The 17,451-nt window shown below is 39.2% G+C and carries 15 protein-coding genes and 1 riboswitch; of the genes, 2 read left to right on the forward strand and 13 right to left on the reverse strand.

Annotation, left to right across the window (positions count from 1 at the left end):
- Nucleotides 1-40 precede the first annotated feature (40 nt).
- From glnA to AC07YC_RS02145, 3 genes are all read right to left on the reverse strand, one after another.
- Entirely contained in the window at nucleotides 41-1,375 is a 1,335-nt protein-coding gene (glnA, locus tag AC07YC_RS02135) for a type I glutamate--ammonia ligase (protein WP_008174724.1), read from the reverse strand.
- A 54-nt stretch (nucleotides 1,376-1,429) separates the two neighbouring features.
- Complete coding sequence (locus AC07YC_RS02140) at nucleotides 1,430-1,807, reverse strand: MerR family transcriptional regulator (RefSeq protein ID WP_008174727.1); 378 nt, start codon at nucleotides 1,805-1,807, stop codon at nucleotides 1,430-1,432.
- A 157-nt stretch (nucleotides 1,808-1,964) separates the two neighbouring features.
- Nucleotides 1,965-3,215, reverse strand: coding sequence for a methionine gamma-lyase family protein (locus tag AC07YC_RS02145; protein WP_336634274.1), 1,251 nt, complete (start codon nucleotides 3,213-3,215; stop codon nucleotides 1,965-1,967).
- A gap of 343 nt (nucleotides 3,216-3,558) precedes the next feature.
- Between AC07YC_RS02145 and AC07YC_RS02150 the strand changes: the two genes are divergently transcribed.
- On the forward strand, nucleotides 3,559-4,164 hold the full coding sequence (locus tag AC07YC_RS02150; RefSeq protein WP_336634275.1) for a trimeric intracellular cation channel family protein: 606 nt from the start codon (nucleotides 3,559-3,561) through the stop codon (nucleotides 4,162-4,164).
- Nucleotides 4,165-4,230: 66 nt separating this feature from the next.
- On the opposite strand, the gene cobT is transcribed toward AC07YC_RS02150, so the two are convergent.
- Together cobT and AC07YC_RS02160 are read right to left on the reverse strand one after the other, a co-directional pair.
- Nucleotides 4,231-5,286: a nicotinate-nucleotide--dimethylbenzimidazole phosphoribosyltransferase gene (cobT, locus tag AC07YC_RS02155; protein ID WP_336634276.1), complete on the reverse strand. Its 1,056-nt coding sequence runs from the start codon at nucleotides 5,284-5,286 to the stop codon at nucleotides 4,231-4,233.
- A gap of 94 nt (nucleotides 5,287-5,380) precedes the next feature.
- Nucleotides 5,381-5,556, reverse strand: a riboswitch (cobalamin riboswitch).
- A gap of 60 nt (nucleotides 5,557-5,616) precedes the next feature.
- A complete protein-coding gene (locus AC07YC_RS02160) occupies nucleotides 5,617-6,471 on the reverse strand; it encodes a DMT family transporter (protein ID WP_336634277.1) in 855 nt (284 codons plus the stop codon).
- Nucleotides 6,472-6,748: 277 nt separating this feature from the next.
- On the opposite strand from AC07YC_RS02160, the gene AC07YC_RS02165 reads away from it, so the two are divergent.
- A complete protein-coding gene (locus AC07YC_RS02165; RefSeq protein WP_336634278.1) occupies nucleotides 6,749-7,144 on the forward strand; it encodes a hypothetical protein in 396 nt (131 codons plus the stop codon).
- 49 nt (nucleotides 7,145-7,193) lie between these two features.
- Here the strand turns inward: AC07YC_RS02165 and AC07YC_RS02170 are convergent, their stop codons facing one another.
- From AC07YC_RS02170 to mutS, 8 genes are all read right to left on the reverse strand, one after another.
- On the reverse strand, nucleotides 7,194-7,496 hold the full coding sequence (locus AC07YC_RS02170) for a rhodanese-like domain-containing protein (protein ID WP_336634446.1): 303 nt from the start codon (nucleotides 7,494-7,496) through the stop codon (nucleotides 7,194-7,196).
- A 97-nt stretch (nucleotides 7,497-7,593) separates the two neighbouring features.
- Nucleotides 7,594-7,824, reverse strand: a complete 231-nt coding sequence (gene hfq / locus AC07YC_RS02175; protein ID WP_025114023.1) for an RNA chaperone Hfq — start codon at nucleotides 7,822-7,824, stop codon at nucleotides 7,594-7,596.
- Between the two features lie 97 nt (nucleotides 7,825-7,921).
- Entirely contained in the window at nucleotides 7,922-8,824 is a 903-nt protein-coding gene (gene miaA / locus AC07YC_RS02180) for a tRNA (adenosine(37)-N6)-dimethylallyltransferase MiaA (protein ID WP_336634279.1), read from the reverse strand.
- Nucleotides 8,811-9,728, reverse strand: coding sequence for an alpha/beta fold hydrolase (locus AC07YC_RS02185; RefSeq protein WP_336634280.1), 918 nt, complete (start codon nucleotides 9,726-9,728; stop codon nucleotides 8,811-8,813). Before AC07YC_RS02185 ends, miaA begins: the two co-directional genes overlap by 14 nt.
- A gap of 3 nt (nucleotides 9,729-9,731) precedes the next feature.
- The gene (locus AC07YC_RS02190; protein WP_336634281.1) at nucleotides 9,732-11,378 is read right to left on the reverse strand and encodes a glycerol-3-phosphate dehydrogenase/oxidase; all 1,647 of its coding nucleotides are present in this window, start codon (nucleotides 11,376-11,378) and stop codon (nucleotides 9,732-9,734) included.
- Between the two features lie 19 nt (nucleotides 11,379-11,397).
- A complete protein-coding gene (gene glpK, locus AC07YC_RS02195; RefSeq protein WP_494918268.1) occupies nucleotides 11,398-12,891 on the reverse strand; it encodes a glycerol kinase GlpK in 1,494 nt (497 codons plus the stop codon).
- A 17-nt stretch (nucleotides 12,892-12,908) separates the two neighbouring features.
- Nucleotides 12,909-14,771 (reverse strand): DNA mismatch repair endonuclease MutL, encoded by a 1,863-nt coding sequence (gene mutL, locus AC07YC_RS02200; protein ID WP_494918269.1) that lies wholly within the window; start codon nucleotides 14,769-14,771, stop codon nucleotides 12,909-12,911.
- A gap of 15 nt (nucleotides 14,772-14,786) precedes the next feature.
- The gene (gene mutS / locus AC07YC_RS02205) at nucleotides 14,787-17,357 is read right to left on the reverse strand and encodes a DNA mismatch repair protein MutS (protein WP_494918270.1); all 2,571 of its coding nucleotides are present in this window, start codon (nucleotides 17,355-17,357) and stop codon (nucleotides 14,787-14,789) included.
- Nucleotides 17,358-17,451 lie beyond the last annotated feature (94 nt).

Below are 17,451 nucleotides of genomic sequence, written 5' to 3' on the forward strand. Positions count from 1 at the left end.
CCGAGTAGCCTCTCTCAGAGGTACTCGGTTTTATGCGTTATTAATACATTTTTAAATATTGATCGCGTTCCCATTGATGTACAGTTGTACGATACATATCGAACTCGATTTCTTTTGCTTCTTTAAAGTTAGCGTAAATATGCTCACCTAAAGCAGCTTGTGCTACTTGGTCTTTAGCCAATAAAGTTAAAGCATCATCAAGTGCCGCTGGTAGATTTTCAATACCATTTGCTTGACGCTCTTCTTCTGACATCACGTAGATGTTGCGGTTAATAGCTGCTGGTGGCGTCAAGTTTTGACGGATACCTTCTAGACCTGCCTCTAAAATAACAGCCATTGCTAAATATGGGTTGGCAGAAGGGTCCACTGAACGAACTTCTACACGAGTTGAAAGGCCACGTGCTGAAGGAATACGAATAAGTGGTGAACGGTTTTGTGCTGACCATGCTACATAACATGGTGCTTCATAACCTGGTACTAGACGTTTATAAGAGTTAACTGTTGGATTTGTAACCGCTGTGAAACCTTGTACGTGTGCAAGGACACCAGCCATAAATTGCATAGCTGTACTAGATAGTCCTAATTCTGTAGATTCATCATAAAATGCATTTTCTTTACCTTTAAATAGTGACACGTTAAAGTGCATACCAGAACCTGCTTCACCAAATAATGGCTTTGGCATAAATGTAGCGTGTAAACCGTGTTTACGAGCAATTGTTTTCACTACTAATTTAAATGTTTGGATGTTATCACAAGCTGTAACAGCGTCCGCATATTTAAAGTCGATTTCATGTTGTCCAGGAGCAACCTCATGGTGAGAAGCTTCGATTTCAAAGCCCATTTCTTCTAGCTCTAATACGATATCACGACGGCAGTTTTCACCTAGATCTGTTGGCGCTAAGTCGAAGTAACCACCATGGTCATTTACTTCTAATGTTGGTTCGCCTTTTGCATCTAATTTGAATAAGAAGAATTCAGGCTCTGGCCCTAAATTGAAGCTTGAGAAGCCCATATCTTCCATTTTTTTAAGAATACGTTTTAGGTTGTTACGTGGGTCACCAGCAAACGGTTCGCCTTTCGCAGTGTATACATCACAGATAAGACGTGCTACTTTCCCTTTTTCGGAAGTCCAAGGGAATACTACGAAAGTATCAAGATCAGGATATAAATACATATCTGATTCTTCGATTCGAACGAAGCCTTCAATAGATGAGCCATCAAACATCATTTTATTTTCCATTGCTTTGTCTAATTGACTTACAGGAATCTCAACGTTTTTGATTGTGCCAAGAATATCTGTAAATTGTAAACGAATAAAGCTTACGTTCTTTTCTTCGATGAGACGTTTAATGTCCTCTTTTGTGTATTTACCCACAGTTTTCCACACTCCTATAATTTGTCTAGCTTTTATGTTTACCCTACCCTATTTTTAATAGAATCGAGATAAATCCCCTCGTCGGATGGATGATTTTTGCATGCGCTGTGCTTGTCGCATTTCTTCGCGCATAATTTGACGTAATTCAGAATCACTTAAATCTTGTTCTTCAATTGTAGCAACAGGATCTTTCCTTTTAGCAAATATTTTTTTAATCTTCGCCATATTCATACCCTGTTCTAAGTAGTCTTTAATTTCAAGCAATGTGTCGACGTCATTTAATGAAAACATTCGACGGTTGCCTTCTGTTCGGTGCGGCTCAATTAAATGGTGTTCTTCATAATAACGAATTTGTCGTGCCGAGAGCTCAGTTAATTGCATTACAATACTCATTGATAATAACGGCATAGTTCGTCTAATTTCACGACTCATTTAAGTCCTCCTCCAATACCCGCTTATCATATAACGAAATTTTTTCACTGTCAACCAACCATGTAAGGTTTCCTAACATGGTTGGCACTATTTTTTTCAATCCGAGAGAAAATTGTAAAAAACTATTCAAATTTACGGTTTGTCCATTTCCTCCTCTCTATTTTTGAATAGCTTGTACCGCACTACAAATAGCAAATTTTACATGCTCATATGTTAGTCCACCTTGTATAAAGGCTGTAAAAGGCGGACGTATTGGACCATCTGCTGTAAGCTCTATGCTAGAGCCTTGAATAAATGTTCCCGCTGCCATAATGACATCATCTTCATAGCCTGGCATATAGGCTGGTTCTGGTGCGTAATGAGCATTAATTGGCGAGTTGGCTTGTATTTCCCGACAAAAGGCGATCATTTGCTGTGCGGTTTGGAAGGAAACCGATTGTATTAAATCTGTCCGATGTGCCTGGTAACTTGGAGATGTATTCATCCCGATTTCCTCTAGCATAGCTGCCGTAAAAATGGCCCCCTTTAACGCTTGTGATACAACATGCGGAGCTAGGAAAAATCCTTGATAAAAATCACCTAATGTATTTAATGTCGCTCCTGCTTCTGCCCCAATTCCTGGTGATGTCATCCGGTACGCACATTTCTCCACTAAATCTGCTCTGCCTGCAATATAGCCACCAATTTTCGCTAATCCTCCACCAGGATTTTTAATGAGGGAGCCCGCCATTAAATCAGCACCAATCTCTGTAGGCTCTTGCTTTTCTACAAATTCACCATAGCAATTATCAACAAAAATAATGGCCTCTGGTGCTAGCTCACGAATGTTTGCACACATATTAGCAATTTCTGCGATCGAAAAGGATGGACGTGTTGCATACCCTTTTGATCGTTGAATGGCAATCATTTTCGTCTTTGCTGTTATGGCCCCTTTCACACCGGCCCAATCGATGGTTTGATTATCCAGTAAATCAACATGTGAATAACCGATTTGATAATCTTTAAGGGAGCCTGTATCTTTGTCACCACCATCAACAATGGATTGTAACGTATCATAGGGCTGACCAGAAATATAAAGCAGCTCATCACCAGGACGTAGCACACCGAATAGACTAAGCGTAATTGCATGTGTCCCTGAAATTATTTGCGGTCGAACAATGGCAGCTTCTGCTCCAAACACCTCTGCATAGACACGCTCTAAATTATCGCGTCCCTCATCGTCATAGCCGTAGCCATTGGATGGGTGTAAATGATAATCACTAACTTGATGTTTTCGAAATGCCGCTAGCACTTTTTGCTGGTTGTAAAACGCCATCTCTTCCACCTGAGCATGAAAAGGTCTCACTCTCTCTTCTATTGTTGCCGCTAAAGATAGCGTCGATGCTGATAAATTAGATGTAAACGTCATTCTTTTCTTCTCCATTTCACAATTGTCATGCATATATTCCGTAAACTTGATTCCATATCTAAATGAACCTCGATATTCCTAGAATTCCCTCATCGTCTACTTGTAATGAACGCTTATGACAGATGTTTTTCTTTATTTCATTAACATCTTATCAATTTGTATAGGTCCCTGTAAAACTTGCCTATTGTTTCTCAGCGAAATTTACGCTAAGCTAATGTGCGGACTTATTTCAAGAAGAGTATTTAATGATGAATTTTGGCTATTAAATTCATAGATTTTGTTACTTACAGGATCTTTCTGCTTTAGGAATGAGATTCATTTATTTATAGAAGGGGTGAAAGGGATGGCTTGGGAAGTTTTTAGTATTATTGGTACAATTGCCTTTGCTATTTCTGGGGCAATTATTGCAATGGAAGAGGAATACGATTTATTCGGTGTTTATATACTCGGTATCGTCACTGCTTTTGGCGGAGGGGCTATTCGAAATTTACTTATCGGGCTACCTGTCACGACATTATGGGGACAGGATATGATGTTTCAAATTGCACTTGCTGCCATTACCATATTTTTTATTTTTCCTCATCATTTGATTCAACACTGGCATCGTTGGGGCAATTTTACAGATGCAATTGGCTTATCAGCATTTGCTATTCAAGGCGCACTCTACGCCGTAAAGCTAAATATGCCGATTAGCGCTGTCATTGTTGCTGCGGTCTTAACTGGGTCAGGTGGTGGTATCGTGCGTGATTTATTAGCTCGACGAAAACCACTTGTTCTTCGTGACGAAGTCTATGGTGTTTGGGCTGCTCTCGCAGGGCTCGTTATTGGATTTGAAGTTTTTACAGGAGATATCTTCCTTTATATTTTATTTGCGGTAATAACAGCCTTACGTATTCTTTCCTATATGATGAAATGGCGTTTACCTTTGCGAAGGTTGAATCGGGCATAGAGTCTATCATTGTTTATATAAGCGCAAATGGTTTCTTAACTATTTGCGCTTATTTTTTTTCAGTAACTATTTAGCCAAAAGATTCATTGCTTCTTCCAGCGTCACCATATTTTTCATCATTGAGCAAGCAGCATCTAATAGAGGAAAGGCTAAGGCTGCACCGGAACCTTCTCCTAGCCGCATATTCATGTGCAGCATGGGCTCTACTCCTAGTAATTCAGCAGCAATTTTAGCCCCTGGCTCCTCCGATGCATGAGACGGTATAATAAAGTCCTTTACTTTCGGTTCAATGTGATAAGCAATAAGTGCAGCAATAGTTGAAATAAATCCATCAATCACAACAGGTTTTCGGTGACTTGCGGCTGCAAGGATTATACCAGCCATAGCTCCAATCTCTAGCCCTCCAACTTTAGCTAGAACATCAATAATATCGTTAGGATTGGGTTTGTTGAGCGTAATTGCTTTTTCAATGACCGCTGCTTTATGAGCAATTCCTCCTTGACCAACGCCTGCTCCAAACCCTGTTATTTCAATTGGGTCATAGCCAGTCAAAACAGCTAAAATCGCAGTACTTGGCGTTGTATTACCAATGCCCATCTCACCTGTTCCAAGTAGATTGGCTCCTTTTATGATTTCATCTGTTGCCACACGAATCCCCACTTCAATAGATTGAATGGCCTCCTCTCTAGACATAGCAGGGCCTTGTGCCATGTTATCTGTACCATATTTTACTTTTTGAACGATTACGCCCGCATTGAGTGGAAGATCATCCCTTACGCCAACATCTACCGTTACAACCTTCGTATTCGTCACACTTGCAATCGCACAAACACCTGTACCTCCTTTTGGAAAATTTAATGTTTGAAATAAAGTAACATCTTGTGGGTTCGTCGTCACACCTTCCTTACAAACTCCATGATCTGCTGCACAGACAATCATCACCTTTTGATCAATCACCGGATATAATTGTCCTGTAATCCCAGAAAGTTGCACAGCAATGGACTCTAATTTACCTAGGCTACCTGGCGGCTTACAAAGAATATCTATTCGCTTCCTTGCTTGCTCCCTACTATTTTTATTAGCGCCTTGAATGTTTTGAATTGTGTCATGTAATAATTGCATTGTCATTTCTCCTCTCGTTCTTCATGAAGACAAAATAAAAAGCCTGTAGTTTATTGTCATGACAAATAAACTACAGACTTTTCCATCATCTATATCCTCTTCAAGCAAATAGGCAGGTCTCCTGGCTTAAGTTCAACATTTCATAGTACCTTCCCAGCAATGAGCTAGTGGTTTTCACTATTAAACTCCCTTTTACAGTGGCGGGTCCGCTAAAGCTTTTCACTTTATTCCCTATTCTCCCTTAATGGGCACCTAATGCTTATATTAAACTATTTTTAATCTACGACAGTATATTTCTTCTGTCAATATTTGAATGTGATACTTGTATGTCTATTCTTTTTCTAGCTCACTTAGCAATGTTGACCCTAATAATAGGACCGCTCCTATTATTTGTAGAAGCGTCATTTTTTCTCCAATAATCATCGTTGAAATAACTAATGATGTCAGTGGATCTATATAGCTAAGAATGGCTATACTTTGCCCTTTCAGCTTTGACATGCCCCAAAAGAACAATAAAAATCCTACCCCTGCATGGACAATACCTAATGTCATTAATAATAGGACTGACTTAACACTGAGTGTCATAACCTGAAACTCTGTTGTTCCAAGTATATAAAAACAAAGGAAAAAAGCTGCTAAAGATAGTTGAATAATTGTATTTTCCGGTTCTTTTAAGCCACATATACATTTATTTGTAAATGTTAGAGCTGTATAAAAGCATGCAGCGATAAGACCGTAGACAATGCCCATAAAATGTTTACTGTCTCCCATGCCTTGACTTTGGACAATCAAAAATAGCCCGATAATGGCCACACAGACATACAGAATTTTTCTGCCAACTAGCTTCTCCCTTAAGATCATTGGAGATAAACAGATAACTAGTACTGGTGCAAAATAATAACTGAGTGCAGCATTAGCAATTGTTGTTTCTTTATAAGCCTGAAATAAGAAAATCCAATTCCCACATAAGGCACCACTAGAAAGAATTAATTTCCACTTATTTTTGAGAATACTTATTTTCGTTAAACTTTCCTTTTTATAAATAAAAATCACTATCAAAAAACAAGCACCAATTAAGCTCATCCAAAAAGCGATTTCACTTGAAGACAAAGGGATATACTTGGCAAAAACACCAACTGCGCCAAAAATAATCATGGATAATACAAACGCTAATTTTCCGCTCATTACAATTCCTACTTTCTACGTATAAGTATTAACCTACACAGTAGAATCTAGTGAAAATGAGCAAACTGTTATTGTATGCCTTAACAGTAGATTCTACTGAAAAGACATTGTTGGGGGTGCTATTGAACGAAACATACAAAATCCCTCCTTCATCGATATAATTGTAACATATTTCTGAAAATTATAGAGTACGATTTATAGATAAAGGGAAAAGGGAAAAGGAAACGCAAATTACTTCATAGGTAAGAACAAAATTTTCTTTTAAGGAGGAGTTAGAATGAATGCAAGAGAATTAAGAAACGCTATTGCAGAGACTTGTGAAAATTATGATAGTCATTACGCTCAGTTAGTGAAACCGATTAATCAGTTATTAATGAATGTTGATGCTTCCATCAGTGAGGAAACAGCGTATGTCATTATGGAAAATTTGAAATTATTTTATAGTGGAGATAAATACATGGCGGAATGTCATTTCGATGAGAGTGAAAATTTCTTAAAGGATGGCATTGAGCTTTTACAAAAGGGAGATCTTGCGAATGGCGCTTTACAAATATACGGTGCTGGTTTAAATTTTGCCAGCTATGCCTCAAAGGTTCGCGGCCAAAAAAATGTGAACCCGTACATGAACTTTGAAAAAAACTTTAGCCTCATCATGGACTCACTCCAAAAATAAGCATATGAAAAAAGAAAGAGTATACGCTCTTTCTTTTTTCATTATGTCATTATTTAAATTCTAATTCGCCATCATAAGCTAACATGCCGCCTTCAAGGTTTGTTACATCAAATCCTTGTGCCTCTAAATAAGAACAAGCATTAGCTGAACGGCCACCAGCCTTACAAACGATAATATATGGCTTAGTTTCATCTAATTCCTCTAGACGTTCTGGGATTGTCCCAAGAGCAATGTGCTGAGCACCAGGAATCATGCCATGTGCAACTTCATCCTCTTCACGTACATCAATAATATATAGGTCTTCATTTGCATCTAATAGTTCTAATAATTGTGTTGTTTCCAATGATTTCATCAAACTCGTCCTCCAAATATCTATTTCCTCTATCATTATAGCCTGTAGAAAAAAAAACAGCCAGTGTGAAGAACACACTAACTGTTTAACAATTTTTTTAAGCTTCTGTCTCTAAAAATTCTATTTGTTTAGCTGGAACGAATGTAGAAATGGCGTGCTTGTAAATCAGGTGCTGCTTATTTTCAGCATCCAATAATAAAACTGTAAAATTATCATATGATTTCACAGTCCCTTTTAACTGAAATCCGTTTAATAGAAATACAGTTACAAAAACACTGTTTTTACGTAGTTGGTTCAAGAACGTATCTTGCAAGTTGATTGATTTCATCAAATAGCCTCCCTACTAACTTTCTACCTCTTCATTCCTATAGTAGCACGTTCTACCAATTTATCAATTAGTAATTTTTAGAAATTTTTCTTTAATTTTATAATTGCTCATCTGTCATCACAAAATGGACATCCATTTTATTGCGGAAATAAGTAAGTTGCCTTTTCGCATAGCGACGAGAGTTTTGTTTTAAGCTGTCAAGAGCGCCTTCTAGCGAACATTTCCCATCTAAATAATCATATAATTCCTTATAACCAATGGCTTGTATAGACTGCACACCTCGGATATTTTGTTGCCATAGCCCTCTGACCTCTTCTAAAAGACCATTCTCCATCATCAAATCGACACGGCGGTTAATACGGTCATAAAGCATGTCTCGCGACATATTTTGACCTAGCCCTAAGATCAAGTGATTATAGAGAGGCACTTCACCTCGATTTTGAGCTTCAGCTGCCTTCGATACACCGCTTAATTCTAGCATCTCTAGTGCGCGAATGACTCGACGTGTATTATTTGGATGAATGGCCTCGGCAGTTTGAGGGTCTAGTTGTTTTAATTTTTCGTGCATGGCCTCAGGACCAAGCTTCGCTAATTCATCATAATAGGCTTGGCGTGCTGCCTCGTCCACTTTTTCATCAGTAAATTGAAAATCAAACAGAACAGCTTGTACATATAAGCCTGAGCCACCTACTATAATTGGTAGCTTATGACGAGCTTGTATGTCAGCAATTTTCGCTCTTACTAGCTTTTGATAATCGGCCACTGAAAATGATTCTGTCGGCTCCAGAAAACTTAGTAAATGATGAGGGACTCCCTCCATCTCTTCTTCCGTAATTTTCGCCGTACCTATATCTAATCCTTTATAAACTTGCATGGAGTCACCGTTAATGATCTCTCCATTATACTTTTTGGCAAGTTCGATACTTAATGCTGTTTTTCCAGAAGCAGTTGGTCCCACTATTGCTACGACCTCTGCCTGCTGTAATTTATTTTCTATCATATTTTTCTAACCACCGTAATAATACTTGGAAGACTGCTTCTTGATTGTCTTCATTTAAAATTTCATGTCTCTTATCTTCAAATAAATAAACAGTGACATCCTCCACACCAGCAGTTGCTAATTGTTCTGCAACTGCGTACACGCCTAGTCCCTGTTCACCGACTGGATCTTGACTGCCACTTATCAAAAGTATTGGAAGATCCTTTCTTACTTTGGCAATCTCCTTTTTGCGATTCAAGGTTGAAAAGCCTGTTGTTAAATCGACAAAAAATTGATTGGTCGGAATAAAGCCACAATATGGATCATCTATATACTTTTGAACTTCTCCCTGTACGGAGCATAGCCAATCATAGGCAGTCTTCGGATTTGGGAACTGCTTATTAAAACTACCAAAACTTAATTGATTGAGAAGCCTGCTTTCTGTCTCTTTACCAAGCCCTTTTGCTAGAGCCTTGGATACGATATTACCAATTGCATGTAAAGCTGTAACATTGCCAGTTCCACAGAGCACAACATTGTCTACCTGTCCCCCATACCGTTGGATATAGCGTCTCGTAATGAATGAGCCCATACTATGACCAAAAATAATGAGCGGTTTGTCGGCAACTGTTGCATGTAATTGAGTGATGACTTCATGTGCATCTTCTACAACACGTTCAAAGCCGTTATTTTCAGCAAAAAAGCCTAAAGTTCCATTATAAGCAGCTGTTTCACCATGTCCACGATGATCGTGCATCGTCACTACATAGCCGGCATTTTGAAGCGTGTGAGCAAATTTTAAATAACGACCACTATGCTCTGCCATGCCGTGTAAAATATGGATATGTCCAATACATCGCCTTTTAGATTCTAGTGTTCGTGTGAATACAAAATGTCCATCCGACATTTGAATATAACGCTCCATCGCTTATTCCCCTTCTTTCACGAAAATAGTGGCATCCATGATGGCTTGATCTAATTCAGCCATATAAGCATTTCGTTGTTCCTCCGTATAATTCAAGTGTTGTTGCATCACTTGAAGCACTTGTTGCTTATAGAGCTTGACTGCTTCAATGTCAAAATATAGCATGCCAGTACGACGAATAAAGAAGTCACTTGGAGTATAGACCATTTCAGCTTCTAAGCCATATAATAGCATCGCATGTAAAGTAAGTGGCATTGTACTACCATGCTCATGTAAGTATTTTACACGATCAAATAAAGCATCCACATTCGTGCCATATTTTTGGACAAGTTGCTTGGCTTCATCATAATTTAAACCGTACTGAACACCCTCTCGAGCTTTATAGGCAATATAATCAGGGAAATTGATGGCGTTAATACCCTTTGCTCCTGACAGTGATAATTCTCGAGTGATGGATGCACTCGCATGCTTATAACGACGGGTTTTTACGATTTTATCTACAATCGTTTCTGCCATTTGGCGGTAGCCTGTTAGCTTGCCACCTGCTATCGTCATTAAACCACTCGGAGCCGTCCAAATTTCATCTTTCCTTGAAATTTCTGAAGGATTCTTTCCTTTTTCATAAATTAATGGACGAACGCCTGCCCACGATGATTCAATTGTAGCTCTTGTAATATTGGCGGTAGGAAAAACTTTCTTTGCCGCCTCAACTAAATAGTCCACATCTTGCTGTGTTGCAACAGGATGTACTGGATTGCCCTCAAAGACAGTATCCGTTGTACCTACATAGGTTTTACCATCACGCGGGATTGCAAATGCCATACGTCCATCAGCAATATCGAAATAAACTGCTTGCTTTAATGGAAAATCCTTTTGATTCAGGACAATATGAACACCCTTCGTCAATCTTAATTGCTTATTATCAGCTACTTTATCCCTTTGTCGTACATTATCCACCCAAGGACCTGTAGCATTAACAATTTGAGCAGCATGTACATTCAATATGCGTCCTGTTAAATGATCTTCTACTTTAATGCCAACAAGCTTTTTCTTGTCGTAGATAAACTCCTTCATCTCCGCATAATTAAGACAAAGTGCCCCATATTCAACAGCTTTTTTTAATACTTCAATTGTAAGACGTGAATCATCTGTACGATATTCAACATAATAGCCTCCACCAACAAGTCCTTCTTGATTGAGTAAAGGCTCCAATGCTAAGGTTTCTTGCACATTTAGCATCGTTCTACGTTCCTGTTTTTTGACACCTGCTAAACGGTCATAAACTTTTAAGGCTAGAGATGTTGTCATTGGGCTAAGGGAACCCTTTTTATATAAAGGCAAAAGCATTTTTTCTGGTGTTGTCACATGAACAGCATTGTCATAGACGATTTCTCGCTCACGTCCCACCTCTGCTACAACTCCTACATCAAATTGCTTTAAATATCGTAGTCCACCATGGATGAGTTTAGTCGATCGACTCGATGTTCCAGCAGAGAAATCCTGCATGTCGATACATGCGACGGACAATCCCCTTGAGGCAGCATCCAGGGCAATACCTGCACCCGTAATGCCTCCACCAATGACTAAAACGTCAAAACTATAGTGCTCTAAGTAATATAAAATTTTTGGACGATGCTCATATGAAAACATACCTTTTTTCCCCCAATAGCTAAGATTTAAAAATTCGTGTTGCCTCTACAGCTCTTTGCCAGCCAGCATAAAGAGCTGTCGCTTGGTCTTTTTCCATTTTCGGCTGGTAGGTTTGACCATTTACCCACAGTGCTGATAAAACCTCTTGATTTGGCCAAAAATTTGTAGCAAGTCCTGCTAAATAAGCCGCACCTAGTGCTGTTGATTCATTGAGCTTTGCCAGTTCTACATGCAACTGTAAAACATCACTTTGGAATTGCATTAATAACTCATTTTTTACAGCACCACCATCTACACGGAGTATTTCAATAGGTGCACCGGCTGCTTCCTCCATCGCATCGAGTACATCCTTCGTTTGATAGGCTAATGATTCAAGTGTTGCACGGATGAAATGTTCTTTAGACGTGCCACGCGTTAAACCAAAAATGGCACCACGAGCATCTGTATCCCAGTAAGGTGTACCTAGCCCAACGAAGGCAGGTACAACATAGACACCATCCGTGTTAACTACTTTTTTAGCATAGGTTTCTGAATCCTCAGCAGTCCGAATCATACGTAGTCCGTCTCGTAGCCATTGGATCGCTGAGCCTGCTACGAAAACACTTCCCTCTAATGCATAGGTCACCTTACCATCTATTCCCCAAGCAATTGTCGTCAATAACCCATTTTCCGACTTTACTGCCTGTTGCCCTGTATTCAATAACATAAAGCAGCCAGTACCATAAGTGTTTTTAGCCATTCCTTTTGTAAAACAAGTTTGACCAAAAAGTGCCGCCTGCTGATCACCCGCAATACCGGCAATCGGAATTTTTTCGCCAAAGAAAATACTTGCTGCCGTTTCAGTGTAAATTTCTGATGAATTTTTCACTTCAGGAAGCATCGACATCGGAATATCTAATAGCTGACAAAGTTCCGCATCCCATTGTAATTCATGAATATTGTATAGTAACGTTCGAGCCGCATTTGAATAATCGGTAACATGAGCCTTTCCCTTTGATAATCGCCAAACAATCCAAGAATCAATCGTGCCAAATAATAAATCTCCATTGTCAGCCATTTCACGGGCACCCTCTACATGTTCTAACATCCATTTAATTTTTGTGGCTGAAAAATAAGCATCTAGTCGTAATCCCGTTTTTTGTTGAAAAAGCTCTTCATGCCCTTGTTCTTTCAGGTCATTCACGATTTCTTGCGTTTGACGCGACTGCCAGACAATGGCGTTGTAAATAGGCTTTCCTGTATGCTTATCCCACACTACGGTTGTTTCTCGCTGATTCGTTATTCCAATAGCATGGACCTCACTAGCATCTTGCCCACTTTCTGTTAAGACAGTTGCAATTACTGAAAGGACCGAACCCCAAATTTCATTGGCATTATGTTCTACCCAGCCAGCCTTAGGAAAAATTTGCTGAAACTCCTTTTGTGCTACATGAACAATTTCACCTTTTTTATTAAATAAGATAGCTCTTGAGCTTGTTGTGCCTTGATCAATTGCTAAAATAAATTCGCCCATTATGTTCCCCCTTTTCACTACATGACCCGTTTGAACATTTTCTCCACTTCATACGATGTAAAATGAATGAGCACTGGACGTCCATGTGGACATGTAAATGGATTATCAGCTTTGCGTAAATCTCTCAGCAATATTTCCATTTGTTCTTTCGTTAAATAATAATTGGCCTTAATAGATTTTTTACAGCTCATCATAATCGCAGCGGCTTCACGTAATTTCTTTACATCTGCCTTTTTAGTCGTTAGCACCTGTTCAATTAAATCTTCAACGATTTCCTGTTCCTCCCCTTTAGGGAACCAGCTAGGATGCTCGCGTACAACAAAGGAAGATTGTCCAAATTCCTCTAAAAATACGCCTACTGCTTCTAATTCATGTTTGTGTTCTCGTAATATAAGTGCCTCATCGGCCGCATAGTGGAATGTTAGTGGAAGCAGTAATGCCTGACGCTCATGTGGATTAACTTGACCGACCTTTTCTCGGAAAAATTCATATTTAATGCGCTCTTGTGCAGCATGTTGATCAATTAAATAAAAACCATCCTCCATTTGGGCGACAATGTATGTGCCATGGATTTGCCCGACTACCTCTAGCTCAGGGAACGGTTCCTTAACCGTCTCATTTACTAATTCCTCATGTTGCTCCACAACAGTTACTTCTTCTATTTCTTCAGCCTGTAATGGCGGAGTAGGCTGCGCGTAATTCTCCACAATAGTAGAAACAGACTCTGGCTCTATTGTAGTTTCTCGATTGTTTTCTTGAACGGTTTGCACATCATATAACTTCTCTACAATTGCGTTCATTTTCTCCACATCTATCTGAGGTGCAGGCTTCCAAATATTTAATTGCTCTGTAGCTGGATTGACAATTTTTTCTTTTTTCTCCATTTGTGGTACACGAATAACGCTACGTATTCTTTCACGGATAGTTTCTTCGATTAATTTTAAAAGCTCTGGCTCCTTACTTAAACGAATTTGATGTTTCGCAGGATGCACATTAACATCTGTCAAAAATGGATCTCCCTCTATATAAAGAACCACAATCGGAAAACGTTCAATCGGTAAATACGTATGGTAGGCATCAACAATAGCTTTCTGTACTAAATAATGCTTAACCCAGCGACCATTGACGAATAGAGACATATAATTTTTTGAAGCCCGCGTCACCTCTGGTAGGGTCACATAGCCAGAAATGCGATAATCGTGTGATTCCCCTTGGAATGACACCATTTTCTTCGCATTATGTACTCCATAAATGGCAGCAAGCACTTGTTGCACATCTCCTCGTCCATTTGTTTGGAGTAATAGTTGACCATTATGCAATAATCGAAACGCAATTTGAGGTTTACTCAGCGCAAGACGATTCATTAAGTCTATTGTGTGCCCAAGTTCAGTTTGAATAGTTTTCATATATTTTAAGCGAGCAGGTGTGTTAAAGAATAATTGTGATACCGTCAGATCTGTCCCTTTACGTAAAGGGCCGGGCTTATGCGTCAACATATGACCACCCTCCAGCTCTAAATGTGTACCTGATTCACCGTTCGATGTAATTAAAGTCATTTTTGAAACAGAAGCTATTGATGCTAATGCCTCACCACGGAAGCCCAGTGTCCGAATACGAAATAAATCATGTTCTTGATGGATTTTACTTGTTGCATGGCGAGAGAATGACATGATGGCATCCTCTTCATCCATACCGCTACCATTATCAATTACTTGAATGGAAGTGAGACCCGCTTCTAGTAAAAAAACATCAATGGACGTACTTCCCGCATCAATCGCATTTTCTACTAGCTCTTTGACAACTGAAGCTGGTCTTTCAACTACTTCTCCTGCTGCAATTTTATTGGAGAGCCATTCGTCCATAATTTGTATGTTTCCCACTAACGAATCACTCCTTTATTTTTTCATATTTAATAACTCTTGCTGTAACTCATATAAAATATTCATTGCCTGCATCGGTGAAGTTCCTAAAATATTAACTTTCTCTAATTTTTTTAGCACCTCTGCCCCAGCTGGTGCAATTGGCTCTTCCTCAGTAAATAAAGACATTTGCAGTGGCGGTTCTGCTATTTTTGGTGTTTCAGCCACTACTTCGTTCCCAGCCTCAAAGTTTTCCAATAGCACACGCGCTCTTGCCAAAATTTCTTCTGGTAATTGCGCTAATTGTGCCACATGAATACCATATGATTTATCAGCAGCACCTTTTTTCACCTTATGCAGGAACACAACCATGCCATTTTTTTCGGTCGCTGCGACATGTACATTTTGTAAGCGTGGTAAATCCTTTTCTAGAGCTGTTAATTCATGATAATGCGTAGAAAACAATGTATTGGCACCAATCTTGTCATGAATATATTCCATCATGGATTGAGCTAAGCTCATCCCATCATAAGTAGAGGTACCCCGCCCTATTTCATCAAATAACATTAAACTGTTTTTTGTAGCATGCATAATGGCGTGTTGAGATTCAAGCATTTCTACCATAAATGTAGATTGCCCTGCTGCTAAATCATCCGCTGCACCGATGCGAGTGAAAATTTGGTCAGTAATGGGTAGCTTCGCCTTTTCAGCAGGTACATAGCAGCCCATTTGTGCCATGACAACAATTAATGCTACCTGACGCATATAGGTACTTTTACCAGACATATTCGGCCCAGTAATAAGCATCATATTATTCTGTTCTTCTAGCACACAATCGTTTGGTACATACATTTGCTTATTCAACATTTTTTCTACAACAGGATGGCGACCTTCAATGATTTCAAGCGCTCGTCCATTATGGAATTGTGGTTTTGTAAAACGATATTTTTCTGAGATGCTCGCAAAGCTTAGCAAAACATCTAATTCACTTATGCTCGCTGCCAGTGCTTGTACACGTGGAATAAATTCCTTTAATGCATCTCGAATTTCTACAAATAGGTTGTATTCTAGTGTAAGGCTTTCTTCTTCAGCATTTAAAATCAATGCTTCTTTTTCTTTTAATTCCTGTGTAATATAGCGCTCTGCATTAGCTAGCGTCTGTTTGCGCTCATAACGAGTTAAATCCGCTAAATGGATATTAGATTTTGTAATTTCAATATAATAACCAAAGATGCGATTATAGCCAATTTTTAAGTTTTTAATGCCTGTTTTCAAACGCTCTTCTTGCTCGAGCTTGGCAATCCAATCCTTACCATTACGAGCGGCATATCGAAGCTCGTCTAATCGTTCATGATAGCCGTCTCGAATCACATCTCCTTCTTTAATGGTAATTGGTGGATTATCTGTTATAGCATTTGCTAAAAGCTCCTCAACAACTGTACATGTATCGAGAGCTGTCCCTAATTGTTGGAGTGTCTCCTTTCCCGCACCTATTAACTGCTGCTGAATAGCTGGCACTTGGCGCAACGAATCACGTAATTGCGCTAAATCACGGCCACCGACATTGCCAAAAGCAACGCGACCAGCTAGCCGCTCTAAATCATATACCTGTTTTAAGGCAGTTTGTAACTCTGTTCGGACAAAATATTCTTCTAATAAATCAGTCACAATTGCTAGTCTAGACTCAATAGCTGAGCGTGTTGCAAGCGGCTGATGTAGCCATTGTTTTAATTTACGACCCCCCATTGCCGTGACAGTATCATCGAGCAACCATAACAGTGTCCCTTTTTGATCTCCACCGCGAATGGATTGAATGAGCTCTAAATTTCGCTTTGAGCTAGAATCAATGCGTAAATAATGTTTCATTTCATTAAACGTAAATGCTTGAATATGTGATAACGAACGCATTTGTGTTTTATCTATATAGGCCAATAATCGAAGACATGAAATTTGTAGGGCTGGTGGAACAGCTTCTACATAGCTTGCTGCTTTATCCACCATCATTTCATCGGCTTCCACTGACAGTACAATGGCGGCATTTGCAGCATGTTCTGCTAACAATAGCTGTAAACCATCCGTTACAATAAGTTCCCGAATACCATAGGCCTGCATTTGCATTAATAATGCTTTGCCATCTCCTTCAAGGGACGAAGCCACAGCTTCACCTGTTGATAAATCTAGATATGCATAGCCAAATGTTGTGTCATCTAGTTGTTCGGCTGCTCCAATAAAATGATTGGATTTCCCTTCAAGTGTCTTCCCTTCCATAATTGTACCGGGTGTGATGAGTTGAACCACTTCACGTTTGACCACGCCTTTTGCTTGCTTTGGATCTTCTGTTTGTTCACAAATAGCCACTTTATAGCCTTTTTGCACAAGTGTTTCAATATAATTTTTAGCCGAATGATGCGGCACACCACACATTGGAATTCGTTCTTTTGCGCCAGCATCCCGGCTCGTTAACGTTATTTCTAGAATTTGTGAGGCATTAATGGCGTCCTCAAAAAACATTTCGTAAAAGTCACCTAATCTAAAAAATAAAAAGGCGTCCTTGTAATCTTCTTTAACCTGTAGATACTGTTGCATCATTGGTGTATATGTTGTCATATAAATATTTACCTCGCTCTTACCTATAGATAGTTTTATTATAACAAAAGATACATGCGAAACGCTTCATTCACCTTTTTTAAGATGCTAGCGT

The organism is Lysinibacillus sp. GW247-5R2A (assembly GCF_059424475.1).